The 24,020-nt window shown below is 70.2% G+C and carries 26 protein-coding genes; 18 read left to right on the top strand and 8 right to left on the bottom strand.

Annotated features, from left to right (window positions below):
• Positions 1–59 precede the first annotated feature (59 nt).
• Positions 60–1,235 carry an acetoin utilization protein AcuC gene (locus FB561_RS04205; RefSeq protein ID WP_145803199.1) on the top strand — a complete coding sequence of 392 codons (1,176 nt, stop codon included), beginning with the start codon at positions 60–62 and terminating at the stop codon, positions 1,233–1,235.
• 118 nt (positions 1,236–1,353) lie between these two features.
• Positions 1,354–1,569, top strand: a complete 216-nt coding sequence (locus FB561_RS04200; protein WP_012923942.1) for a helix-turn-helix domain-containing protein — start codon at positions 1,354–1,356, stop codon at positions 1,567–1,569.
• A 93-nt stretch (positions 1,570–1,662) separates the two neighbouring features.
• On the opposite strand, the gene FB561_RS04195 is transcribed toward FB561_RS04200, so the two are convergent.
• Positions 1,663–2,535, bottom strand: a complete 873-nt coding sequence (locus tag FB561_RS04195) for an alpha/beta fold hydrolase (protein WP_202880539.1) — start codon at positions 2,533–2,535, stop codon at positions 1,663–1,665.
• 91 nt (positions 2,536–2,626) lie between these two features.
• Between FB561_RS04195 and FB561_RS04190 the strand changes: the two genes are divergently transcribed.
• Positions 2,627–4,543 (top strand): AfsR/SARP family transcriptional regulator, encoded by a 1,917-nt coding sequence (locus FB561_RS04190; RefSeq protein WP_145803194.1) that lies wholly within the window; start codon positions 2,627–2,629, stop codon positions 4,541–4,543.
• A gap of 44 nt (positions 4,544–4,587) precedes the next feature.
• Positions 4,588–5,106 carry a GNAT family N-acetyltransferase gene (locus FB561_RS04185; protein WP_145803192.1) on the top strand — a complete coding sequence of 173 codons (519 nt, stop codon included), beginning with the start codon at positions 4,588–4,590 and terminating at the stop codon, positions 5,104–5,106.
• A 20-nt stretch (positions 5,107–5,126) separates the two neighbouring features.
• On the opposite strand, the gene FB561_RS04180 is transcribed toward FB561_RS04185, so the two are convergent.
• A complete protein-coding gene (locus tag FB561_RS04180; protein WP_145803190.1) occupies positions 5,127–5,801 on the bottom strand; it encodes a class I SAM-dependent methyltransferase in 675 nt (224 codons plus the stop codon).
• A gap of 96 nt (positions 5,802–5,897) precedes the next feature.
• Here FB561_RS04180 and FB561_RS04175 point away from each other — a divergent pair, with 96 nt between their 5' ends.
• The 3 genes from FB561_RS04175 to FB561_RS04165 all read left to right on the top strand — a co-directional run bounded on the left by FB561_RS04175 (position 5,898) and on the right by FB561_RS04165 (position 8,242).
• A complete protein-coding gene (locus FB561_RS04175; RefSeq protein WP_008356322.1) occupies positions 5,898–5,999 on the top strand; it encodes a 30S ribosomal protein bS22 in 102 nt (33 codons plus the stop codon).
• A gap of 88 nt (positions 6,000–6,087) precedes the next feature.
• A complete protein-coding gene (locus FB561_RS04170; protein ID WP_145812746.1) occupies positions 6,088–7,080 on the top strand; it encodes an NAD-dependent epimerase/dehydratase family protein in 993 nt (330 codons plus the stop codon).
• Positions 7,073–8,242: a lysophospholipid acyltransferase family protein gene (locus tag FB561_RS04165; RefSeq protein ID WP_145803188.1), complete on the top strand. Its 1,170-nt coding sequence runs from the start codon at positions 7,073–7,075 to the stop codon at positions 8,240–8,242. The genes FB561_RS04170 and FB561_RS04165 overlap by 8 nt, the downstream gene beginning before the upstream one ends.
• An 84-nt stretch (positions 8,243–8,326) precedes the next feature.
• Here the strand turns inward: FB561_RS04165 and FB561_RS04160 are convergent, their stop codons facing one another.
• From FB561_RS04160 to FB561_RS04150, 3 genes are all read right to left on the bottom strand, one after another.
• Complete coding sequence (locus tag FB561_RS04160) at positions 8,327–9,394, bottom strand: DUF5667 domain-containing protein (RefSeq protein ID WP_238334641.1); 1,068 nt, start codon at positions 9,392–9,394, stop codon at positions 8,327–8,329.
• Positions 9,395–9,647: 253 nt separating this feature from the next.
• Positions 9,648–10,190, bottom strand: a complete 543-nt coding sequence (locus FB561_RS04155) for a sigma-70 family RNA polymerase sigma factor (RefSeq protein ID WP_145803184.1) — start codon at positions 10,188–10,190, stop codon at positions 9,648–9,650.
• A 44-nt stretch (positions 10,191–10,234) separates the two neighbouring features.
• Entirely contained in the window at positions 10,235–11,134 is a 900-nt protein-coding gene (locus tag FB561_RS04150) for an HAD family hydrolase (protein ID WP_145803182.1), read from the bottom strand.
• Positions 11,135–11,170: 36 nt separating this feature from the next.
• Here FB561_RS04150 and FB561_RS04145 point away from each other — a divergent pair, with 36 nt between their 5' ends.
• The 7 genes from FB561_RS04145 (at position 11,171) to hemB (ending at position 18,612) form a co-directional block, all read left to right on the top strand.
• On the top strand, positions 11,171–12,619 hold the full coding sequence (locus FB561_RS04145) for a class I adenylate-forming enzyme family protein (protein WP_145803180.1): 1,449 nt from the start codon (positions 11,171–11,173) through the stop codon (positions 12,617–12,619).
• Complete coding sequence (locus FB561_RS04140) at positions 12,616–12,858, top strand: glutaredoxin family protein (RefSeq protein ID WP_145803178.1); 243 nt, start codon at positions 12,616–12,618, stop codon at positions 12,856–12,858. Before FB561_RS04145 ends, FB561_RS04140 begins: the two co-directional genes overlap by 4 nt.
• 114 nt (positions 12,859–12,972) lie before the next feature.
• Entirely contained in the window at positions 12,973–13,731 is a 759-nt protein-coding gene (locus FB561_RS04135) for a redox-sensing transcriptional repressor Rex (protein WP_145803175.1), read from the top strand.
• On the top strand, positions 13,728–15,014 hold the full coding sequence (locus tag FB561_RS04130) for a glutamyl-tRNA reductase (RefSeq protein WP_145803173.1): 1,287 nt from the start codon (positions 13,728–13,730) through the stop codon (positions 15,012–15,014). The genes FB561_RS04135 and FB561_RS04130 overlap by 4 nt, the downstream gene beginning before the upstream one ends.
• Complete coding sequence (gene hemC / locus FB561_RS04125; protein ID WP_145803171.1) at positions 15,011–15,892, top strand: hydroxymethylbilane synthase; 882 nt, start codon at positions 15,011–15,013, stop codon at positions 15,890–15,892. Before FB561_RS04130 ends, hemC begins: the two co-directional genes overlap by 4 nt.
• Entirely contained in the window at positions 15,889–17,625 is a 1,737-nt protein-coding gene (locus FB561_RS04120) for a bifunctional uroporphyrinogen-III C-methyltransferase/uroporphyrinogen-III synthase (RefSeq protein WP_238334640.1), read from the top strand. Before hemC ends, FB561_RS04120 begins: the two co-directional genes overlap by 4 nt.
• A gap of 3 nt (positions 17,626–17,628) precedes the next feature.
• On the top strand, positions 17,629–18,612 hold the full coding sequence (hemB, locus tag FB561_RS04115) for a porphobilinogen synthase (protein WP_145803169.1): 984 nt from the start codon (positions 17,629–17,631) through the stop codon (positions 18,610–18,612).
• Positions 18,613–18,765: 153 nt separating this feature from the next.
• Here the strand turns inward: hemB and FB561_RS04110 are convergent, their stop codons facing one another.
• Together FB561_RS04110 and FB561_RS38490 are read right to left on the bottom strand one after the other, a co-directional pair.
• Entirely contained in the window at positions 18,766–19,038 is a 273-nt protein-coding gene (locus FB561_RS04110) for a hypothetical protein (protein WP_202880538.1), read from the bottom strand.
• 1 nt (position 19,039) lies between these two features.
• Positions 19,040–19,297 (bottom strand): helix-turn-helix domain-containing protein, encoded by a 258-nt coding sequence (locus FB561_RS38490; RefSeq protein WP_238334639.1) that lies wholly within the window; start codon positions 19,295–19,297, stop codon positions 19,040–19,042.
• 507 nt (positions 19,298–19,804) lie between these two features.
• Between FB561_RS38490 and FB561_RS04100 the strand changes: the two genes are divergently transcribed.
• From FB561_RS04100 to FB561_RS04085, 4 genes are all read left to right on the top strand, one after another.
• Positions 19,805–20,500 (top strand): type IV toxin-antitoxin system AbiEi family antitoxin domain-containing protein, encoded by a 696-nt coding sequence (locus tag FB561_RS04100; RefSeq protein ID WP_145803165.1) that lies wholly within the window; start codon positions 19,805–19,807, stop codon positions 20,498–20,500.
• Positions 20,501–20,547: 47 nt separating this feature from the next.
• Entirely contained in the window at positions 20,548–21,399 is an 852-nt protein-coding gene (locus FB561_RS04095) for a nucleotidyl transferase AbiEii/AbiGii toxin family protein (protein ID WP_170284572.1), read from the top strand.
• 1,066 nt (positions 21,400–22,465) lie between these two features.
• The gene (locus FB561_RS04090) at positions 22,466–22,672 is read left to right on the top strand and encodes a hypothetical protein (protein WP_145803161.1); all 207 of its coding nucleotides are present in this window, start codon (positions 22,466–22,468) and stop codon (positions 22,670–22,672) included.
• Positions 22,669–23,457 carry a hypothetical protein gene (locus FB561_RS04085; protein WP_145803159.1) on the top strand — a complete coding sequence of 263 codons (789 nt, stop codon included), beginning with the start codon at positions 22,669–22,671 and terminating at the stop codon, positions 23,455–23,457. The genes FB561_RS04090 and FB561_RS04085 overlap by 4 nt, the downstream gene beginning before the upstream one ends.
• A 38-nt stretch (positions 23,458–23,495) precedes the next feature.
• On the opposite strand, the gene FB561_RS04080 is transcribed toward FB561_RS04085, so the two are convergent.
• Positions 23,496–24,020: a dihydrofolate reductase family protein gene (locus FB561_RS04080; protein ID WP_145803157.1), complete on the bottom strand. Its 525-nt coding sequence runs from the start codon at positions 24,018–24,020 to the stop codon at positions 23,496–23,498.

The raw sequence follows: 24,020 nt of genomic DNA, 5'->3' as shown, positions 1-24,020 counted from the left end.
GTGTCCAGGGCGGCCGTCTGGGCGGGGCGGGTTCGGGTGGTGCGGGCTATGGTCGGGGCATGAGTGGTGAGGCGATGCTGGTCTTCGACGAGGGATTGACGGCTTACGACTTCGGCCACGGGCACCCGATGAGTCCGGTCCGGGTCGAGCTGACCGTTCGCCTCGCCCGGGAGCTCGGGGTGCTGGACCAGCTGAAGATCGTGCCGGCCCCGGTCGCCGACGACGCGTTGCTCGGGACCGTACACACCGCCGAGTACATCGCCGCCGTGAAGCGGGCCGGCGACGACCCGGACGTCCCCGATCTGGAGCACGGGCTCGGGACCGACGACACGTACTGCTTCCGCCAGATGCACGAGGCCTCCGCGCACGTGGTCGGCGCGTCGGTCGAGGCCGCGCGGGCCGTGTGGGAGGGCGACGTGCTGCACGCCGCCAACATCTCCGGCGGGCTGCACCACGCGATGCCCTCGCTGGCCAGCGGATTCTGCGTCTACAACGACCCCGCGATCGCGATCCAGTGGCTGCTCGACCACGGCGCGGAGCGGGTCGCGTACGTCGATGTCGACGTGCACCACGGTGACGGCGTCCAGACCGTCTTCTACAACGACCCGCGGGTACTGACCGTGAGCCTGCACGAGTCGCCGACGACGCTGTTCCCGGGGACGGGGACCGCCGGCGAGACCGGTGGACCCGGCGCCGAAGGGACCGCCGTGAACGTCCCACTCCCGCCGGGGACCGGGGACGCCGGGTGGTTGCGCGCGTTCCACGCGATCGTGCCGGACGTGGTGAAGGCGTTCCGGCCGGACGTCCTGGTGACGCAACACGGGTGCGACTCGCACGTGGAGGATCCGCTCGCGCACCTGACGAAGACGGTCGACGGCCAGCGCGCGGCGTACTCGGCACTGCACGATCTCGCGCACGAGGTGTGCGGCGGCAAGTGGGTGGCGACGGGCGGCGGTGGTTACGCGGTCGTCGACGTGGTGCCGCGGGCCTGGACGCACCTGCTCGCGATCGTCGCCGGGCATCCGCTCGCCCCCGAGACGGAGGTGCCCGCGGGGTGGCGCGAGGACGTGCGGATCCGGTACGCGCGGGTCGCGCCGCTGCGGATGACCGACGGCCGGGACGCGGCCTATGTGGACTGGTCCACCGGCTACAACCCCGATACCTGGCTGGACCGCTCGATCAAGGCGACCCGGGACGCCAGCTTCCCGCTGCTCGGCCTCGACCCGTCGTACTGAGTCACACCAGACACCCTCTTTCCCATTCGTACCAACAGCCACTACGCTCGTGGTATGCGCGGACGGAGGTGCCGGAGGGGAAGCCGGCGCACGATCCGTGCTGGAAGTGCGGTGCGCAATGGCATCAAAGAAGTCCGGTGGTGAGCAGCCGCTCGCCGAGGTGAAGTTCCTGACCGTGGCGGAAGTCGCCACGGCCATGCGCGTGTCCAAGATGACGGTGTACCGGTTGGTGCACTCCGGAGAGCTGCCCGCGGTGCGGGTGGGTCGGTCGTTCCGGGTTTCGGAGGACGCCGTGCACGACTACCTCAAGGGCGCCTTCTTCCAGGCCGGATAACCACGAGAAGGTCAAGCGGCCGGATCCTTCGGGACCGGCCGCTTCGCCTTGTCCGGCAGGGATATTCCTGACGCGGCAACTATCAAGCCATTGTTATCGGGCCAGCAGGTCCCGGAGCGCCTTGGTGACCAGTTCCGGCGCCTCTTCGGCCAGGAAGTGGCCCGCGGTGGCGGTCCGGTGGTCGAGGTCCGCGGCCCACCTGGACCAGAGCGCGGCCGCGTCGAATCCGAGGGCGGCGCCCCAGTCCTGCTGAATCACGGTGACCGGCATCCGCAGCCGGTTCCCCGCGTCCCGGTCGGCCTGGTCGTGCTCGACATCGATCCCGGCCGACGCCCGATAGTCGGCGACGATCGACGGTACGGCGGCCCGGCATGCGGCCAGGTACTCGGCGCGGACGTCGGCCGGGATCGCGGCCGGGTCGTTGGTCCACAGGTCGAGGAAGTACCCGAAGAACGCGTCCGCGCTCGCCCCGATCAGCTGCTCGGGCAGGCCGGGTGCCTGCGCCATCAGGTACAGGTGGAAGCCGACCGCGGCGCTGGTCCCGTGCATCACCGACCACATGTCGAGCGTGGGAAGCACGTCCAGGCTGGCCAGGTGAGTGACCTTGTCGGGGTGGTCCAGTCCGGTGCGGATCGCGACCAACGCGCCCCGGTCGTGCCCGGCCAGCGCGAACCGGTCGTACCCGAGGGAGGCCGCCAGCGCGACCACGTCGTTCGCCATCGTCCGCTTCGAGTATGTCGTAGGACCGTTCTCGGCAGGCTTGTCGCTCGCGCCGTACCCGCGCAGGTCGGGGCAGATCACCGTGTGGTCCGCGGCCAGGTCGGCCGCGACGTGCCGCCACATCAGGTGCGTCTGCGGGAACCCGTGCAGCAGCACGATCGGGCTGCCCTCGCCGCCGACCGCTGCCGTCATCGTGATCCCGTCCGCCCCGGGCAGCCGGCGCAGCTCGAATCCTGGGAGGTTCATCGTCGTCCTTTCGGGCAGAACTTCTGGAGATTCCGTCGGCCCTCACGGTGCCGTGCGCCGATGAGCATTCGATGAGCGCTACGGTGGCGCCATGCGGGTGCGCTTCGGGGTCCTCGGCCCGGTGGTTGCCTGGGACAACAATGGGTACGTGGTCGGGCTGAAGGGTCCCCGGCATCGCGCGGTGCTGGCCCGGCTGATCGTCGCCCGCGGCCGGGTGGTCCCGGTCGGCCTGCTGGTGGACGACCTGTGGAGCGACCCGCCGGCCGGGGGAGTGAGCGCGGTCCGGACGTTCGTCGCCGCGTTGCGCCGTGGCCTGGAGCCGGACCGCGAGGCCCGGAAGAAGGCGCAGGTGCTGGTCACGGAAGGACCCGGGTACGCCCTGCACGCCGGACCCGACGACGTGGACGCCTGGCGGTTCGAGCGAGTCGTGGATGCCGTTGCCACGCTGCCGCCGGCGCAGACGGATGAGCGGCTGACCGAGGCGCTCGGGTGGTGGCGCGGTCCGGCGTACGCGGAGCTCGGTGAGGCCGATTGGGCGATGGCCGAGCGGTCACGGTTGTCGGAGCTCCGGTTGCGCGCGGTCGAGCAGAGGGCGGAGGCGCGGCTCGCGCTCGGCCGGACCGCCGAGGTGGTCGCGGATCTGGATGCGCACGTCATCGAACACCCGTGGCGTGAGGATGCCTGGCGTCTGCTCGCGCTCGCGCTGTACCGCTCCGATCGGCAGGGCGACGCACTTGCCGTACTGCGGCGCGCCCGCACGTTGCTGGTCGAGCAGTTGGGCGTGGATCCGGGTCCGGGGCTTCGCCGGCTCGAGACGGACATCCTCCGGCAGACCGAGCAGCTGGACCCGGCCGACGAGGTGTGGGCCCGCGCGGTCGCCGCGTACGACCGGACGGTGGGAGCCCGGGCGCGGCTGGAGTCGTCGGTCGGTCTGCTGCGCAGCCTCGCGGTCACCGGTGGTGGCGGACTCGAAGCGGCTCGGCAGCAGCGGCTCGCGGCGATCTCCGCGGCCGAGGAACTGGGCGACACGGAGCTGACCGCGCGGGTGATCGGGGCGTACGACGTCCCGGCGATCTGGACGCGGTCGGACGACGAGGAGCAGGCGGCCGGCGTGGTGGCTGCGGCCGAACGCGCCCTGGCCGCGTTGCCGACCTCGGCGAGTCCGGCGACGCGGGCGCGGTTGCTGACCACGATCGCGCTGGAGTCGCGCGGTACCAGGGCGTCCCGTGGTCCGGAGGCGGCGCGCGAGGCCGAGGAGCTGACCCGGGACCTGGACGAACCAGGGCTGCGCGCGTTCGTCCTGAACGGGGTGTTCATGCAAACGTTCCAGCGCACCGGGCTCGCACCGGAACGCGATGCACTCGGCGTGGAGTTGATCGACCTCTCGACGCGGCACGGGCTGGTCACGTTCGAGGTGCTCGGCCGGCTGATCCGAGTCCAGGCGCTGAGCGCGTTGGCGGATTTCTCCTCGGCCGACGCGCAGGCCGAGGCCGTCGATCGGTTGGCCGCGCGGCACGAGTTGCCGTTGGTCGGGGTCTTCACCGAGTGGTACCGCGGGCTGCGACTCGCCGCTTCCAGCGCTCCGCGCGACGAGGTCGAGACCGCGTACCGCGCTGCCGCTGGAAAGCTCGCGGGAGCCGGAATGCCTGGCCTGCAAGGGGGTTTGCTGCCGTTGGCGTTGCTCTCTGTGCGGTTGCGATCGGGGCTTCCTGCCGTTGCCGACGACTATGGTCCGTACCTTCCGTGGGTGACGCCGTTGGTCTTGCTGGGCGAAGGTCGTCGGCCGGCGGCGGCCGATGCGCTGGACCGGATCCCAGCGCCGCCGCGGGATCTGTTGCAAGAGGCGATGTGGTCCCTGACCGCCGGGGCAGCGATTGCCCTGGGCAACCAAGCGGTGATGCGGACGTGCCGGGACGCGCTGACTCCGGCGGCCGGGGAGCTCGCCGGGGCGGGGAGCGGGCTGGTCACGTTCGGTCCGGTCGCGGATCGGCTGGCGGAGCTGGGGTGACGTGCGGCCCCCGGTTGTCGGTGGGGTGGTGGAGACTGGGGAGCATGGTGATCAAGTACGGCGAGCCGCCGCTGCGGCTGGAGGGCGACGGACTGGTCCTGCGGGAGTGGGAGCGTGGCGACCTGGTGGCGATGAGCGACCTGTTCGACAACCCCGAGGTCGCGTACTGGACGCCGTTGCGGTCACCGTTCGACCTGGACGCGGCGCAGGCGTACTACGACGCCGCGCACACCGACAACGGCCGGATCCACCTCGCGATCACGACCGACGGCGGCCGCCCGCTCGGTGAGGTCATGCTGAACGGCAAGACCGCCGCTCTCGGGTACGCGGTCGGCCCGGCGTACCGGGGTCAGGGCCTGGCCGTCCGCGCGTTGGGGGTGCTGACGAAGTACGCACACGAGGTGCTCGGGTTACCGCGGGTGATCCTGGAGATCGAGCCGGACAACGACGCCAGCTCGTCGGTCGCACGGCGCAGCGGCTACCGGCCGGCCGACGTGCCGGCGACGCAGGTCACCGACAAGGGGCGCGAGTTGACCCTGCTGACCTGGGAGCACCTCGGGTAGCTCTGCCGAGGTGGTGCCGATCAGCGGCGGGCGCGGATCGCGAGGGTGTGCGGGACCGGCATCGTCGAGGGCTCGGCGAAGTGTTCGAGGGTCAGGCCGGCGTCGACGAATCCGTTCAGCAGGACGGCGAGCGGGGTGTGCCGCATCCCGACCGTGACGCGGATGCCGTCGTCGGCCCACCACGGCTGCGGTTGGTGCCAGTCCGCGATCGAGTACGTCGGGTGCACGACCCGGCTCCCGTCCTCGAGGTACTCGCTGTGTGGTCCGTTGAAGCACGGGTGGACGCCGTAGAAGTAGAAGGCCCCGCCGGGCTTGAGCAACCGGGCGATCTCGCGCAACGTGCCGAGGATGTCGTCCAGGTCGGTGGAGATCCACAGCGTGAGAACGTCGTCGAAGCTCGCATCGGCGAACGGCAACCGCGCCGAGTCGCCCTCCACCAGCGGCACCGGGTCGGTCCGGCCGAGCCGGCGGTCGCGGGCGATCCGGAGCTGGTCGGCGGACCGGTCGAGCCCGATCACCCGGCGGCCGGTGCCGCGGACGATGTCGAAGTAGTTGCCGTTGCCGCAACCGAGGTCGAGGGTCAGCCGGCCGTCGCCCGGGCCGAGCAGGTCCACCACCTCGGTCCGGTTGTGCTCGGCCCAGTCGGTGGTGCGGGCGGCGTACCAGTCGGCGACTCCGTTGTACCGGGCTGTCATGCTGTCCTTCCTACCCCTGACCAGACCGCTTTAGGCGGGTCAGCGGGTGAACGGGTAGGCTTTGCCGACGCTCTCTTAATGTTTGGAAGGTCCACAGTGGGTTCGGTTATCAAGAAGCGCCGTAAGCGGATGGCGAAGAAGAAGCACCGCAAGCTGCTCAAGAAGACGCGGGTGCAGCGCCGCAAGCTCGGCAAGTAAGCACTTCCGCCGCTCCGGCGCGCTCGCGCGGGGCGGCGACGTACGGGGTTGCTGTCTGGCTGGGGGTTGACTCGTGGCGCAGGTGGTGATGGTGACCGGCGTCTCCCGGGACGCCGGTGCTCGGTGTGCCCGGAAGCTGGCCGCCGACCCCGCCATCGACACGGTGATCGGGATCGACGTGGTCCCACCCCGGGCCGAGCTCGGCCGGGTCCGGTTCGTCCGCGCGGACATCCGGAACCCGGTGGTCGCCAAGGTGATCGCCGGGGCGGACGTCGACACGGTCGTCCACACCGGCGTGGTGGCGACCCCGGGCAGCGCCGGCGGCCGGTCGTCGATGAAGGAGATCAACGTCATCGGCACCATGCAGCTGCTCGCCGCGTGCCAGAAGGCGCCCGGTGTCCGCAAGCTGGTGGTGAAGTCGTCGACCACGGTGTACGGCGCGGGTCCCCGGGATCCGGCCCTGTTCACCGAGGAGATGGCGCCGCGGGCGATCCATCAGACCGGCCTGAGCAAGGACGCGGTCGAGGTGGAAGGGTACGTGCGTGGCTTCGCCCGGCGCCGGCCCGATGTCTGCGTGTCCACGTTGCGGATGGCGAACTGGATCGGCCCGCAGACCGACTCACCAATGACCCGGTACTTCGGCCTGCCGGTGATCCCGACCGTGCTCGGGTACGACGCGCGGCTGCAGTTCCTGCACGAGGACGACGGCGTCGCGGCCGTCCACCATGCCACCGTGCACGACCTTCCCGGTACCTTCAACCTCGCCGGTGACGGGATCCTGGTGCTGTCCCAGGCGATCCGCCGGCTCGGCCGTCCCGTCGTCCGGTTGCCCTCGTTCACCGCGTCGGGGACGGCGGCCGCGGTCCGCCGGGCCCGGCTGGCCGACTTCTCGCCGGACCAGATCACCTTCCTGACCTACGGCCGCGCCGTCGACACGACCCGGATGCGGACCGAGTTCGGCTTCGAGCCGGCGTACACGACCGCGTCCGCCTTCGACGACTTCCGCGCCTCGCTCGGGACCGGCGCGATGACCGCGGCCGCCAGGCTGATGACGGCCGGCCTGGGAGCACTCCGTGGCTGACGCCGACATCATCCCGATCGGCTCCGGCGGCCGCCCCGGCCGAGGCAGCCGGACGACTCCTTCCGCGGCGGCACGAGCCCTCGCGGGCAACTCCCGCAAACGCCGCACCGAGACGGCAGAGCCCGACTCGGGATCGACCGCGGCTGCTCCTGCCGGTCCGGCCAAGCGCACCAAGCGCACCAAGCGGAAGGCCTCCGCCCCGGCCGAGTCGGCCCGGCTGCGGATCGAGGAGCCGACCGACGACCGTCCCCTCGACGCCGTACCTGCGGGTGGACCGGGGGTGCCGGACTTCGCCGGGTTCGAGCGGATGGTGCGGGAGACGCTCGGGGCCGAGGGGGAGCGCAGGGTCGCCGAGTGGCTCGCGTTCCTGCGACGGCGGCTGACCGGGGAGTACGAGGTGGACGAGTTCGGCTACGACGCCGAGCTCACCGACCAGGTGCTGCTGTCCGGGCTGCGGCCGCTGGCGGAGAAGTGGTTCCGGGTCGAGGTCCGCGGGGTCGAGAACATCCCGGCCGACGAGGGCGCGCTGATCGTCGCGAACCACTCCGGCACGATGCCGCTGGACGGGCTCGTCACCCAGCTGATCGTCGCCGACCACGCGCACCGGCCGTTGCGGACCCTCGCGGCCGACCTGGTGTTCCGGACGCCGTTCGTCGGGGAGCTCGCACGCAAGGGCGGGGCGACGCTGGCGAGCAACGACGATGCCGAACGCCTGCTCCGCCAGGGCAACCTCGTCGGCGTCTGGCCGGAGGGGTTCAAGGGCATCGGCAAGCCGTTCAGCGAGCGGTACAAGCTGCAGCGGTTCGGCCGGGGCGGGTTCGTCAGCGCGGCGATGCGGACCGGCGTACCGATCGTGCCGTGCTCGATCGTCGGCGCCGAGGAGATCTATCCGCTGGTCGGCAACATCGCCTCGCTGGCCCGGCTGCTCGGCGTGCCGTACATCCCGGTGACGCCGTTCTTCCCGTTGCTCGGTCCGCTCGGCCTGATCCCGCTGCCGTCGAAGTGGCTGATCGAGTTCGGCGAGCCGATCCGCACCGACGACTTCCCGGACGGCGCCGCCGACGATCCGATGCTGGTCTTCAACGTCACCGACCAGGTCCGCGAAACCATCCAGCAGACCCTGTACTCCCTGCTGATGCAGCGCCGCTCCGTCTTCTTCTGACCCATCACGTTCCCCCGGTCCGGCTGATCCGGGCAACGCAAAGGGCCCCGAGCTTCGTTGCTCGGGGCCCGTTCCGGTGTCTGGCTACTTCCAGGGTGGCAGCAGAGTCTGGATCACGCCGGGAAGGTCGATCGTCGGCAACGGCAGGCTCAGCGTCGGGAACGGCCACGGCCAGGTCTGTCCACCCGGGGTGGGCAGGCTCGGCGTCAGCGGACCCGAGGGAGTACTGCTCGGCGTGCTCGACGGTCGCGCCGTGGGTGGCGTCGCGAGGGTCGGAGGCGGCTTGCTGGTGTTCCGCTCCTCGACGATCGTCGGGTCGGGGCCCTGCCGGGTCGGCGTCGCGCTCGGCTTGGTACCGGGCGTCGGCTTCGCGGACGGGGCCGTCGGCTTCGCGGTGGTCGGGCCGGCCGGGTCGGTCGACTCGGCCGGATCGGTGGCCCGGGTGTCCTGGGTGGGCTGTCCCGCGTTCTTCGCCGGCTTCGGCTTGTCGCACGTGGGGCAGGCCACCGTGGTGTGCTGGGCCAGTTGCTCGATCGTCGCCAGTGCCTCGACGGCGGACTTCAGCGACTCGGGCGGCAGTTGCGGAGCCAACTCACCGATGGCCTGGCGGGCGCTGGTGATGAACTCCGTGACCACCGTGATCGAGGTCGGGTCTTCGTCTTGCTGGTACGACGCGACGAGCCGTGACACGCCCTTGCGGGCCTGCCTCGAGAAATCGTCGAGCGTGCTGTCGATGGTGGCCACGTCGCCACCGTTGTCGACCAGCGAACGGACTTCGGACAGACGGTTCATCGCGTGCTCGAGATCGCGCCGGCCCCGGGAGTCGTCACCGACGCTCACGTTGGTCGAGACGTTCTCGATGCTGCGCTTCATCCCGTACAGCGTGTCGCCCGGCATCGCCTGCTGGGCGGCCGCCGCCGAACCGACGCCACCACCGAGCAGCACCAGTGCCGCGGTGCTGGCGACCAGCCGGATGCGCCGGCCGGGACGACGGGGGCGGATCTCTGTCACGGACGCGTCGTCCTCGCGTGGCTCCTCGTCCTCGCTGTCCGGAGCGCTGCGCACCACGGTCGGAGTCGTTGCGGCACGGGCCGCGGCCTGCTCGAGGAGGCGATGCCTCAGCTCGGCAGAGAACTCCGGTCGCGGTGCCACTGCCCCGGCGGTCCTCAGTCGCCCGGCCAGCTCCACAGCTTCCAACAGCTCAGGGTCGTCGCTCAATCGCGAAGAGTGACGGGGCCCGTGATCGACGGCGTGCGCGAAAGTCTCCGCGCGCGCTCGAGCCCTGGTTAGGTCACTCATGGATACTCGTTCTCCTCAATGACAAGCCGGGGTCACCGACAGGTCCTCACCAGGCAAACGAGGAAACTCCCTGACGGGTTACGAAAGACATTCGTTGTCATCCTCCTCACCTCAAATCCTTGGGGATAACCTTCGCCAAGTGCCGCACGGCTCTCAGCTGAAGTTGCTTCACGGCGCCCTCTGATTTCTCCAGCGCCCGGGCGGTCTCGGCGATGGACAGGCCGGCGAAGAAGCGCATCGTCAGGCAGTCCCGTTGCTCGTCGGGCAGCGCCGCGACCGCGTCCCGGAGGACTTCCGCGGTGGCGGCGGCGAGCACGTCGATCTCCGGGCCCTCGGTCTGCCGGTCGTGCGTCTCGATCTCGTCGGTGACCACCTCGAGCCGGACCCGGCCCGACTTGTAGTGGTCGGTGATCAGGTTCCGGGCGATCGTCACCAGCCAGGCGCCGAAGTCCCGGCCCTGCCAGCGGAACGAGTCCAGCGCGCGCAGCGCCCGGACGAACGTCTCGCTGGTCAGGTCCTCGGCGAGTGCCGCGGACGACACTCGCGCGTAGATGTAGCGGTAGACGGTGAGCGAGTACTCGTCGTACAGCTCACCGAAGGCACCGACGTCTCCAGCCTGGGCGCGATCGACGAGTTCTGCACGTCTCATCCCGTCCGGGCTCGGCTCCGGCGTCGTCAAGTTCTCTCCCCGTTTCAACTGACACGTCTACGACTGACACACCCGCGGTTGAGACAACGGCGCACGGCCACAGCGGCTGAGACAGCACCGAGCGTTACGCCTGAAGCACCGGCTGTCAACAGGGCAAGGCGCGTCGCCTTCCGTCCGGTCCGGTAATCACGGACGCGCCAACCGGCCACTTCGGCGTGCCGGCGCAGCCTGCCGTCGGGATTGACAGCACATGGATTCCCCACCATTTCCAGCATCGGCAAGTCGTTCACCGAATCCGAGTACGCCGAACACGCGGCCAGGTCCAGGTCTTCGCGGTCGGCCAGCGCCCGGACGGCTTCCGCCTTGGCCGGGCCGTGCAGAATATCGCCCACGAGTTCACCTGTATAGACCCCGTCACTCTCCGCTGCAACCGTTCCCAGCGCGCCGGTGAGTCCGAGCCGCCGGGCCAGCAGTTGGGCCACCTCGACCGGGGCCGCGGTGACCAGCCAGACCCGCTCACCGGCGTCCAGGTGCTGCTGCGCGAGGGCCCGGGTGCCGGGCCAGATCCGGTCGGCCATCAGCTCGTCGAAGATCTCCTCGACCAGGATCCGCACCTCGGAGACCCGGTGGCCGGCGATGAACGACAGCGCCGCGGCGCGCGCGTCGGCGACCGACTCGGGCGTCTCGCCCTGCAGCCGGAACCGCAGCTGCTGCCACGCCTTGCCGGAGATCTCCCTGGTCGTGAAGAACTTCCGCCGGTACAGACCCCGGGCGAGGTGGAACACCGAAGCGCCCTGGAGCATCGTGTTGTCGACGTCGAAGAACGCGGCGGCATGGCTGGCCGGAGGAGTCGTCAAGGCGGCCTCGAGCTCGGCAGCGGCCGCACTGGCCTCACCGGCAAGAACCGACCGCGCCCGAAGATCCCGCGGTGAGGACCGAGTCATGTCCGCACCCTAGTGGGGGCATGAAAGACTCGCCTGGTGAACTTCAACTTCGCGGACATTCTTCGTGACACAGCGCAACGTCACGGCGAACGTCTCGCGCTGGTCGACGGGGACCGGCGGCTGACCTGGCGCGAGCTCGAGGAGGCCGTCGACGCGGCCGCGCAGGGGTACTCCGCGGCCGGTCTGGTGCCCGGGTACCGGGTGGTCCTGCTGCTCGCGAACAGCGTGGAGTTCGTCACCTCCTACCTGGGAAGTCTTCGCGCCGGCCTGGTCGCCGTACCGCTGAACACCGGCCTGACGGCGACCGAGATCGGGCACGTCGTGGCCCATTCCGGGGCCCGGCTCGCGGTCGTCGACGCCGACCTCGCGGACAAGGTCGAGGGGGTCCGGACGGTCTGGGCCGGCGAGCTCACCGGTCACGCTCCGTTGTCACCGCAGACCGACCCGGAGAGCCTCGCGGTCCTGCTCTACACCTCCGGTACGAGTGGCGAACCGCGCGCCGCGATGCTGACCCACCGCGCCCTGGCCGCGAACGTGAAGAACCTCTCCGAGCTCGGCGAGGACCGGATGGGGCCCGAGGACGTCGTGCTCGGGGTGCTGCCGATGTTCCACGCGTTCGGCCTGAACGCCGTGCTCGGCTGGACCGTCGCGACCGGCGCCGCCCTCGTCATCGACCGCCGGTTCGACCCGGCCGGCACGCTCGACCTCGTCGTCCGGTACGGCGTCACCCGGCTGCCGCTGGCCCCGCCGGCCCTGAACGCGTTGCTGACCCGGCCCGACCTGAAGGACCAGCTCGGCACGGTCAAGGTGGTCCTGACCGGCGCGTCCACCCTCGATCGCGGGATGGCGGACCGGTTCGAGCAGGCCACCGGCTTGTTCGTCCACCAGGGCTACGGACTCACCGAGGCCGCGCCAGGTGTCACCACCACGCTCGGCGAACAGGACCCGAAGCCCGGGTCGGTCGGCCGCGCGGTACCGAACGTGGAGGTGCGGATCGCCGACGAGCAGGGCGAGGACGTCGAAGGCGACGACCCCGGCGAGATCCTGGTCCGCGGCGACAACCTCTTCTCCGGGTACTGGCCGGACGGCGTGGACGGACCGGCCGACGACGGCTGGTACCGGACCGGGGACGTCGGCTTCCTCGACGGGGACGGGGACCTCTATCTGGTCGACCGATTGCGCGAGCTGATCATCGTCAGCGGGTTCAACGTCTTCCCGAGCGAGGTGGAGGAGGTCCTGGTCGGGGCGCCCGGGGTCCGCGAGGCCGCCGTGATCGGCGTACCGTCCGAGGAGACCGGTGAGGCCGTGAAGGCGTTCGTGGTCCCGAAGGCGGGGGACAGCGTTGACGCCGGCGCGGTCCGGGCGTACGCGGAGACCCGGCTGGCGCGGTTCAAGTGCCCGGTCGACATCGAGGTGGTGGACCACCTGCCGCACTCGGTCACCGGCAAGGTCGCGAAGGGCCGGCTGCGGGAGGCGGACCGATGAGCGCGCCGCGCGTCACCCTGTACGGCAAACCGGGCTGTCATCTGTGCGAGGACGCCCGCGCGATCGTCGACGCGGTCTGCGCCGAGCTCGGGGTCGGCTGGACCGAGGTGGACATCACCACCGACGCCGCGCTGATGGCCGAGTACGGCGAGCAGATCCCGGTGACGTTCGTCGACGGCCGCCAGCACGACTTCTGGCGGGTGGACCCCGCGCGGCTCAGGAAGGCCTTGACAAAGTAGTGCTGTCCGTCACGACGGGCGTTCTCGATTTTGTTCTCACGTTCACAAACTCCTAGAGTGGGGTAGTCGCCGACCGCGAGGCGGCGGCAGAGAACCACGTCCTCCAGGAGAATCGTGACGCCTGCCCGCAGCCGTCGCCCCGGCGCGCCGACGAGAACCGAACGCGGCATTCCCGAGGCCACTGTCGCGCGCTTGCCGGTGTACCTGCGGGCCCTGACCGCCTTGTCGGACAGCGGCATCGCCACCGCGTCGAGCGAGGACCTCGCGACCGCGGCCGGGGTGAACTCGGCCAAGCTCCGCAAGGACCTGTCCTACCTCGGGTCGTACGGCACCCGCGGCGTCGGCTACGACGTCGAGTACCTGCGCTACCAGATCGCCCGCGAGATCGGCGTCACCCAGGACTGGGCCGTCGTCATCGTCGGGATCGGAAACCTCGGCCACGCGCTGGCGAACTACTCCGGCTTCGGTACCCGCGGCTTCCGGATCGTCGCCCTGCTGGACGCCGACCCGCAGCTGGTCGGCGAGCGGATCGGCGACATGGTGGTCCGCGACTTCGCCGAGCTGGAGGACATCGTCGCCGCCGACCGGGTCTCGATCGGCGTGATCACCACGCCCGCGGGCCCGGCCCAGGAGGTCTGCGACCGGCTGGTCGCGGCGGGCGTGACCAGCATCCTGAACTTCGCGCCGGTGGTGCTGTCCGTGCCCGACGGCGTCGACATCCGCAAGGTGGACCTCTCGATCGAGTTGCAGATCCTGGCGTACCACGAACAACGCAAGTCTGGAGAGGCGGCGCTCCCCCCGGTGCCCGAGCTACCCCCGATGAACGGCCTCGCGACCGACCTGCCCAGCGTGGGTGGGGGTGTCGGCGCATGAGCTATTTGGTGGTGGGGATCTCGCACCGCAGTGGGGACATCTCGGTCCTGGAGCGGGTCGCGCTGGACCCGGACGCGGCGACCAAGCTCGCGCTCGCCGTTCAGCACAGCCCGGCGGTGGCCGAGTCGGCCGTGCTCGCGACCTGCAACCGCACCGAGGTGTACGCGAACGTCGACCGCTTCCACGCGGGCATGGACGAGGTCACCGCGATCCTGTCCGACATCACCGGGGTCCCGCTGCTGGACCTGGCCGAGCACCTCTACGTGCACTTCGAGGAAGGCGCCGTCGCGCACCTGTTCCAGGTCGCGGTCGGGCTGGACTCGATGGTCGTCGGCGAGAGCCAGATCCTCGGCCAGGTGAAGGAGTCGCTGCGGATCGGCCAGGACCTGGAGACGATCGGTACCGACCTGAACGCCCTGTTCCAGCACGCGCTGCGGACCGGCAAGCGGGCCCGCGCCGAAACGGGGATCGACTCGGCCGGCCGCTCGGTGGTCTCGGCCGGCCTGGACGCCGTCGGCGGGTACGAGGGCCGGCGCGCCCTGATCGTCGGCGCCGGCTCGATGGCCTCGCTCGCCGCGCAGACCTTGCTCGCGGGTGGCGCGACCAGTGTCACCATCGCGAACCGGAACTACGACCGCGCGGTCGCCCTGGCCGACCGGATCGGCGGCATCGCGATCCCGCTGGCCCAGGTTCCCGAAGCGCTCGCCGAGGCCGACCTGGTGGTCAGCTGCACCGGTGCGCGGGGCGTCGTCCTCACCGAGGAGATGATCCGCAACGCGAGCGACGGCCGCCCGTTCGGCGTACTGGACGTGGCGTTGCCGCGGGACGTCGAGGCGGGTGCGGCCCGGGTCCCCGGGGTCACCCTGGTCACGCTGGCCGACCTGGCCGGCACCGCGGGCGGTACAGAGGACGACATCGAAGAGGTCCGCCGGATCGTCCACGACGAGACCGGGGCCTTCGACGCCACCCGCCGGGCCGCCTCGGTCGCACCGACCGTGGTCGCGCTCCGGGCGATGGCCTCGCAACTGGTCGACTCCGAACTGGCCCGGCTCGAACGCCGGCTGCCGGGGCTCGACGAGACCCAGCGGCAGGAGGTCGCCCGGACGATCCGCCGGGTGGTCGACAAGGTGCTGCACACCCCGACGGTCCGGGTGAAGGAGCTCGCCGCCGACCCCGGCGGGCCGACCTACGCCGACGCGCTGCGGGAGCTGTTCGCGCTCGACCCGGCGACCGTGGACGCGGTCACCGCCCCCAAGACCACCCCCGGAGGTGAGTCCGCATGATCAGGCTCGGAACCCGCCGGTCCGCGTTGGCCACGGCCCAGGCGACCCACGTCGCCGACACCCTGAGGGGCCTCGGACACGAGGTCGAGCTGGTCCCGATCGTGACGACGGGGGACCTCAACCGCGCGCCACTGGAGCAGATCGGCGGCACCGGCGTCTTCGTCAGCGCGCTCCGCGACGCCTTGCTGGCCGACGAGATCGACATCGCGGTGCACTCGCTCAAGGACCTGCCGACCGCACCGGTCGACGGGCTGGTGATCGGCGCCGTCCCGGTCCGGGAGGACCCGCGCGACGTCCTGATCGCCCGCGACGGACTGACCCTGGGCGAGCTGCCGACCGGTGCGCTGGTGGGCACCGGGTCGCCCCGCCGGCAGGCCCAGCTGGACTCGCTCGGCCTCGGCCTCGAACTGACCGGTATCCGCGGCAACGTGGACACCCGGATCGGGATGGTCACGGACGGCAAACTGGACGCGGTGGTGCTCGCCCGGGCAGGGTTGGCCAGGTTGGGCCGGCTCGCCGAGGTGACCGAGACACTGGATCCGATCCAGGTCCTGCCGGCCCCCGGACAAGGTGCCCTGGGCATCGAGTGCCGGACCGGCGACACCGCGGTACGGGATGCGCTGGCGGCACTGGAGGACCCGGCCACCCGGGCGGCCGTGACCGCCGAACGGCAGCTGCTGGCCACGCTGGAGGCGGGGTGCACGGCACCGGTCGGCGCCCTCGCCGAGGTGGTCGAGGGTGAGGACGGCCCGGAGCTGTGGCTGCGGGGCGCGCTCGGTACGGACGGCGGCGTCCAGCGGCTGTCCGCGAACGGGTCGGTGGACGACCCGGCGGCGGTGGGCCGGGCACTGGCGAACGAACTGCTGGAGCGGACATGACACCGGCACGGGGCAGCACGACGACGGCCAAGAAGACGAGCAAGACGAGGGCGAAGGCGACGGCAGACGTGAGCAGCGCGAAGACGGCGGCCGCCAAGGCACCGCAGAAGGTGCCGGCGAAGATCGCGGCGAACACCAGCACGGTCAAGCAGACCCGGCCGCTCGGCCACGTCACCTTCGTCGGCGTCGGCCCGGGTGACCCGGCGCTGCTGACGCTGGCCGGCCGCGACGTCCTCGCGAACGCGGACGCCGTGGTCGTCGAGGGGCCCGAGCACGACGCCTTCCTGGCGTACTGCAAGCCGGGCGTCGAGGTGATCGACGGCTCCGGCGCCGAGGGCAGCCGCGCGCTGCGGATCGCGGCCCGGGCCCGGCTGGTGGTGAAGACGGCCAAGTCCGCGGCGACCGTGGTCCGGCTGCTGTCCGGTGACCCGTTCACCTTCTCCAGCGGGGCCGAGGAGGCCGCCGCCTGCCGCAAGGCCGGGATCGGCTTCAACGTGATCCCCGGTGTCAGCGAGGTCAGCGCCGTCCCGGCGTACGCGGGCATCCCGCTGACGGTGAAGAACGAGCGCGAGGTGACCGTGCTCGACCTGGCCGAGGCCAAGCTCGACTTCGCCCGGCTGCACCCGAAGCAGACCCTGGTCCTGCTGAACGCGACCGACGTGCTCAAGGACACCACCGCCGGCCTGATCGAGGCCGGCTTCGACGCCGCGACCCCGGTCTGCGCGACCGTCGGCGGGACCACCACCGCACAGACCAGCGTGGTCGGCACCCTCGGCACGATCGTGGCCGACCTGCGCGCCGCCAAGCAGACCGGTGACGCCGTCATCGTGGTCGGCTCGGTGGTCGAGCAGCGCGAGGCGCTCAGCTGGTTCGAGACCAAGCCGCTGTTCGGCTGGCGGATCCTGGTCCCGCGGACCAAGGACCAGGCCGGCCCGCTGATGGACCGGCTCCGCCGCTACGGCGCGATGCCGGAGGAGGTCCCGACGATCTCGGTCGAGCCGCCGCGGAACCCGCAGCAGATGGACAAGGCGATCCGCGGCCTGGTCGAGGGCCGGTACGAGTGGGTCGCGTTCACCTCGGTCAACGCGGTGAAGGCGGTCCGGGAGAAGTTCGACGAGTACGGCCTGGACGCGCGCGCGTTCTCCGGGCTGAAGATCGCCGCGGTCGGGGAGAAGACCGCCGAGGCGATCGCCGCCTGGGGAATCCGGCCGGACCTACTGCCCTCGGGTGAGCAGTCCGCCGCCGGCCTGGTCGAGGACTGGCCGCCGTTCGACGAGGTGCTGGACCCGATCAACCGGGTGTTCCTGCCCCGCGCCGACATCGCCACCGAGACGCTGGTGGCCGGCCTGACCGAGCTGGGCTGGGAGGTCGACGACGTCACGGCGTACCGGACCGTCCGGGCCGCCCCGCCGCCCGCGCCGACCCGTGAGGCGATCAAGTCCGGCAAGTTCGACGCGGTCGTGTTCACCTCGTCGTCCACGGTCCGGAACCTGGTCGGCATCGCCGGCAAGCCGCACGCCTCCACGGTCATCGCGGTGATCGGCCCGGCCACCCTGAAGACCGCCGAGGAGCACGGCCTGCGCGTCGACGCGATGGCCGAGTCCCCGTCGGCCGAGGAACTGGCGGACGCGCTCGCTCGCTTCGGTGCGGATCGGCGTGACACCATGATCGAGGCCGGTGAACCGGTCACCCGTCCGTCCGAGCGCCGCTCGGGTTCGCGCAGGAAGAGCTGAGTCGTGTCTGGTTTCCCGGAGGTCCGGCCGCGGCGGCTACGGTCGTCGTCGGCGATCCGCAGGCTGGTCTCCGAGACCACCCTGGAACCGCGGCAGCTGATCCTGCCGATGTTCGTCCGGGAAGGCGCCCGCGAGCCGATCGCGATCAGCTCGATGCCAGGCGTGTACCAGCACACCCGCGACACCGCCCGCAAGGCCGTCGCCGAGGCGGCCCAGGCCGGACTCGGCGGCGTCATGCTGTTCGGCGTCCCGCTGGAGAAGGACGAGCGCGGCTCCGGCGCCATCGACCCGAACGGGATCCTCAACGTCGCGATCCAGGACGCCGTCCACGAGGCCGGTGACGACCTGCTCGTGATGGGCGACCTGTGCCTGGACGAGTTCACCTCGCACGGCCACTGCGGCGTCCTCGACGAGGCCGGCCGGGTGGACAACGACGCCACCCTCGAGCTCTACGCCGAGATGGGCATCGCGCAGGCGTCCGCCGGTGCGCACGTGGTCGGCCCGTCCGGGATGATGGACGGCCAGGTCGGCGCGATCCGTACGGCGCTGGACGGTGCCGGCTTCCAGGACACGGTGATCCTGGCGTACGCGGTGAAGTACGCCTCCGCCTTCTTCGGCCCGTTCCGCGAGGCCGTCGACTCGTCCTTGCAGGGCGACCGCAAGACGTACCAGCAGGACCCGGGCAACGCCCGCGACGCCCTCCGCGAGGTCGACCTCGACGTGGCCGAAGGCGCCGACATCGTGATGGTGAAGCCGGCCCTGGCGTACCTGGACATCATCCGCCAGGTCCGCGACCACGTGAACGTCCCCGTCGCGGCGTACAACATCTCCGGCGAGTACGCCATGGTCGAGGCCGCCGCCGCCAACGGCTGGATCGACCGCGAGAAAGCCATCCTGGAAACGCTGACCAGCATCCGCCGGGCAGGCGCCGACACGATCCTCACCTACTGGGCCACCGAGGTCGGCAACCTCCTCCGCCACCGCTGAGTGAGGCGGGGGAAAGGCCCGCCTCCGCGGCTCCTCCGTCGCAGCTCCCCACCCCCAGCTACCGGCGCTCCTCCGTCGCACCTCCGCCGCCACTTGTTGAAGGGGTGGGCGTGCGTGCCGGGTGATTGATTGCTAGCTGGAACGCTGAGACAGTCACTCCCGCAATGCAGCGACGCTTCCGACCAGCCCACAGTGATCAAGGGCCTTGAGGATGTCGTCGATCGCGTCGTTCATCAGTTTGCGGGTGCGATCGAGCTTGTCCGGATCGAGGTCGGGGCGATTCGCTCTGAGGTTGCGAAAGGTCTCATCGAGGATCCGGTCGGTCCACTTGGCCTGGACCAAACCGGCATGGGCGACCCGGATGAGCATGTCCCTTACGTGGTTCGGAGAGAGAACGTTGGCGTGGTACAAGACGATGAACGGCACGTCAGTACAGACCCATGTCCTGGTTGAGATCGGCCAGCTCGTCGGCGACCTCGCGCCGCTTCTGGTCGTCCTTGCGCTTGTAGTCCAGCAGGGAGTCGACACGGACCCGGCGGTGCTTCCCGACCTTGCGGTACTCGATCTCCCCGGCGTCCAGCAGACCGATCAGGTACGGCCTGGACACGTTCAGGAGATCGGCGGCCTTCTGGGTTGTGAGCTCGGCATGAGCCGGAACCACCGACACGCCTCGACCGGCGGCCATGTGCGCAAGGACGCTTGCAAGAAGCTCAACAGCTCCTCGCGGCAGAGAGAGGGTGTCGTCAGGATCCCCGCCGACCACCACGCGAATCGCACGCTCGTCGGCATGGGTGGACAGGTAGCGCTGGACGCGTCGCAGCGCGAGATCAGCCGTCTGTACCTCGGAAGCGTCCGGGGGACGGGAACAGATTCTGCTGCGTTACTCATGTGGTCTCCTCCTCGTGGATCGCCGGCGCTCATCAGCGACCACAACTGCAGTACCGCAACAAACGCAACAAACGCAACGTGACTCAGGGGCTCAGCGGAGTTGGCCGTCCGCTGGCCCGCATCAGCGGGTTTCGGCTGGCCTGACTCGGCGGTTCTCGCTAGGTGCCTAGCCGGGCACGGCACGTTCGTCGATCAGCGGCGCGCACCCGGCTGCTACTTCAAAATATAGCGTTATCGCTACATTTTGAAGCGTCGGGCCTGTTCGCTACTTCATTTGGTCGCGATAACGCTATAAAGTGAAGTAGTGCTCAGATCGACGACGTGGTCAGCGGTGCTCTCGCTAGCCGATGAGCAGTGGGGTCTCGTGACCAGCCAGCAGGTCGAGGCGACGGGGATTGCCAAATCGACACTGGCGCGGCAGGTGCGCAACGGGGTCTTCGAGCGGGCCGGGACCGGCGTCTACCGCCTGAAAGGCAGCGGCGCCGTGGAGCATCTGGAGCTTCGTGCGGCGTGGATCCAGCTCGATCCCGCGACGCCGGCGTGGGAACGATCGGCGGCGCAGGGCGTGGTTTCCCATCGTTCGGCCGCCGAGCTGTTCGGGCTCGGCCAGCTGCCGGCCGACATTCACGAGTTCACGCTGCCCCAGCGAAAGCAGCTTCGACGGTCAGATGTGCGGCTGCACCGGGCCCGTCTCGACGACGCCGACTGGACCAGGCGCGGCGGTCTGCCGGTGACCAGGCCGCGACGGATCGCCGCAGATCTGCTGGCCGAGCGGGAGGATCCCGGCGCTGTCGGTCAGATCATCGCCGACGCACTGCGAGCCGGCCTGGAGTCTTCGGCCGATGTCGCTGCGGCCGTCGCGCCATATGCCCTCTCCCACGGCTTCCGATCCGGCGACGGGCTGGGTCTGCTGCGCTGGCTCCTCGAACTGAGCGGCGATCCCGACCAGGCGACCTGGATTGCCCAGGCAGCTCGACCAGTCGGTCGTGGTGACGCATGAGCGAGGTTAGGCGCCGGTACAAGACGCCGGACTCAGCGCGTGCCGCCGTGACCGATCAGCTGCGCATGCTGGCGCAGGACGGACGCTGGCGGCTCGGCGATCTCCAGCGTCAGTACGCCTACGACCAACTCGTCGAGCGGCTGTACCGACTCGACAGCAAATGGGTCATCAAGGGGGCGACCGCTCTGCTCGCGCGGCGGGTCTCGGTGCGTCACACGATCGACATCGACATCTACCGACCGGGTCAGATCGTGGATGTCGAGCGCATGGTCCGAGAGGCGGCTGCGCTCGACATCGCTGACTGGATGCGGTTCGAGGTCGCGCAGTCGAGGCCGGTGCAGGCTGCCGGGGCCGAGGCGGCCCGGGTCGGTCTGCGGTCGTTCATCGGGACGAAGCTGTGGGCCGCCTTCCAGGTGGATCTCGTGGCCGACGGCGTGGTCATGATCGGCGAGCCGGACGAGGTACACCCGCTGACGGCGCTGAACGTCGGTGATCGCGAGCACACACTCTGGCGGGCGTATCCGCTGGTGGATCACGTTGCGGACAAGGTCTGCGCGATCCTGGAGACGCATGGCGGCCGGCCGTCCACGCGGTACAAGGATCTGATCGATCTTGTGGCAATCACGCAGCAGAGCAGCGTGCCTGCCGACCTCCAGCGGCGGGCATTCGTGAAGGAGGCCAGGCGCCGAACGCTGACGCTCCCGAAGTCTTTCGACGTTCCCGACGTTGAGCTTTGGACTCGAGGCTACCGATCCGAGGCACGGCGGACTGTTGGTCTGCAGGCCGTGGAGCTCGAGGATGCGCTGAAGTTGGTGAAGCCGTTCGTCGATCCGTTGCTCGCGGGGCCGGTGGCTGGACGCTGGGTGCCTGAGAACCGGTCCTGGGAATTGGTGGACTGACATCGGCATGGTTCTGCGCCCAGCGCAACGCCTCAGCAGTCCCATCCATGTCGCCGCACGAATCTCCTTCTCGATCGGTCGTCACCAGCGATCCCCGGCCCGTTGACGGCAGAACCTTGCTGCCCGCGGCGAGAATCGTTGCCGAAGCCCGGCTCGGATCCGCGATTCAGCCGCCGCAACCCCGTCACGTCTACAGCGGCGACTGGCCGGCGCCACGGCGCAGCACCACCTGGGATGAGCTGATGGCCGAAGCAGAACGGATGCTGCGGGCCGGTCGCTTGGTCAGGTGAGGATCAGTATTCCGTCGGAAGGGAGCGTTTTGGACCGGGTCCGGTTTGGAGCGATGAGGCCGGCCCGGGCCGGTGACGATGAGTGTCGCCGGCCCGGACCAGGTGGCGCTAGCTGCGAGTTGGGCCGGCTTTGCTCTCGGCCGTAGGAAGCGTGATGCTCCACTCCCCTACAGATTTGTTGCGGACCGAGACCCGGCCGACCCGGCTGCCCGCGGGAAGGGGGTCGAACCCCGCGGTGATGTCGATGTCGTCGTTCCCGTAGCCGGCGGAACTGCCCCGCCCTGAGAGTGGTGTCCCGTCCTCGAGCCAGACCTCTACTCCCCACGGATCTCCAGTGGCATCCAGCCCAGCCTGGTGGGTTCCTTCCAGGAGGATCCGAGCTTTGAGGTTGTACTCATCGGGCCTGTCCGGAACGACGATCGGCCACACCTCGATGCGCGGCTGCGTCTGGCTCAGGACCAGGTCATGTCAGAACCCGCATTTAATCTCCGTCTGGTTGGACTCAACGGGGCTGGGGTAGTACTGGTAGTTCGCCATGATCGAATACGCTACCTGCACGTACGTCGAGTACTTACTGCGGTTGCATCCCTTCACAAAGGTGTCGGTGCGGGCCACCTGTGCATGGACGACGCTGCCCGCCCTGAGTGGTCGCCAGCGAATTTCCAGCCAGTGGCCGGCGGCAACGACCGGCTGCGGTGGAAAGGCGGCCGGAGCAGGTGGACCGGCCCCGGGTTACGCTCGGCGAACCGATCGGCCGGCCGAGAGGAAGTACCGCCGTGGCAGCACCACCACCTGGACCCCGGGCGTCCCAGCCGGGTCAGTCCCCTGAGCCGCCCGCCGACGCGGCGAGCCGGGCCTCGCTCGAGCAGCTGCGGGCCGCGCGCAACCATCTCGGCGAGGTCGAGGCGATCCTGCGCCGGGCCCTCGCCGAGGACGACCGGCTGGCCGGCCAGGACGAGAAGGCACCGGAGGCCGGGGCATGACGATGACGCCCGAGGAGCGGGCGGTCGATCTGACGGATCACGCCGCGACGGCGCTGATCCGGGCGCGGTCGATGGTCGGGATCGCGGCGGAGGACTCCGCCGAGCTGGGCAAGCTGCTGATCCGGAGCGAGAACGACATCGACGAACTCACCGGGCACGCGGCCAAGGTGCGCGAGATCGTCGAGGTCGAGCCTGAGACTTTCCTGCGGTATGCGTCGGAGGTCGGTGACGACATCAACAAGCGCCTGCAGGGCGCCCGGACCCAGGTCGAGGAGATCGGCGACTACCTGAACAGGGCCGGTCTGGCGGTACGGGAAGGCCGCGACGCGCTCGAGGAGCTCGGCCAGCTCCCGCAAGGGCAGACCGACGAGGTCAACGAGCTGTACCAGCGGCTAGGCGGGCTCCAAGGAGCGGTCGTGGCGGCACAGGACCAGCTGACCGAGGTGGACAGCCGGCTGGTCCGGGCGCAGTCCGAGCTCGAAACGCTCCGCGCTCCTGTCACGCAGGCCAGCCGGGGTGCCGCCGAGGCCCTGATCACCGACACCCATCGCGATGTGTCCGAGCAGGCCCAGGCGGGCCGGAGAACGCTCGGGGACATGGCCGAACGGCTGGAGGACTCGACCTCGCAGTTCTCGGCCGCGGCCGCCCGCGGTGAGGACCTGGCGCGCACGGCCCAGGCCGCGATGAACCCGACGCCGGTCGATCAGCAGGTCGAGCCCGGATCCGCCGACAAGCTGGCCAGTCGGCTGTCCGGCGAGTCGCAGGACAACTCCCTCGAACGCTGACCACCGGCCGGCCAGTACCGGCCGGCCGGTCGGTCGAGTCAGCGTCGGACCGTGTAGTCCGACTGGACGAAGCCGGCCTTCAGGGTGCGGGTGGCGTTGTGGTTGAGCTCGATCTCGCCGTCCAGGTCGCCGAAGAGCGGCAGGCCGCGGCCGAGCAGTACCGGTGCCGTGGTGATGGTCAGTTCGTTCAGCAGACCGGCCCGCAGGAACGTCTGGATCAGCCGGCCGCCGTCCACGTAGATCCGCTGCGCGCCACGGTCGTTCAACGTCTCGACCAGCCCGTCGAGGGTGCGGTGGACGATGATCCGCTCGTCCACGTCGGCCGGCAACGTCGTACTCAGGACCTCGACCTGCTTGCCCTCGTACGGCCAGGTGCCGAACGTCAGCACCTTCTCGTACGTGGCGCGCCCCATCACCATCGTGTCGACGGTCGCGACGAACTCGTCGTACCCCGTGTCGCCGGCCTGCTCGCCGCGCTCGGTCAGCCAGTCGATGGACCCGTCCTCGCGGGCGATGAACCCGTCCAGGCTGACCGCGATGAAAACCGCCGCGTGAAAGCTCAC

Source organism: Kribbella amoyensis (assembly GCF_007828865.1).
GTDB classification, from domain to species: domain Bacteria; phylum Actinomycetota; class Actinomycetes; order Propionibacteriales; family Kribbellaceae; genus Kribbella; species Kribbella amoyensis.
This window is presented reverse-complemented; position numbering and strand designations above follow the sequence as displayed.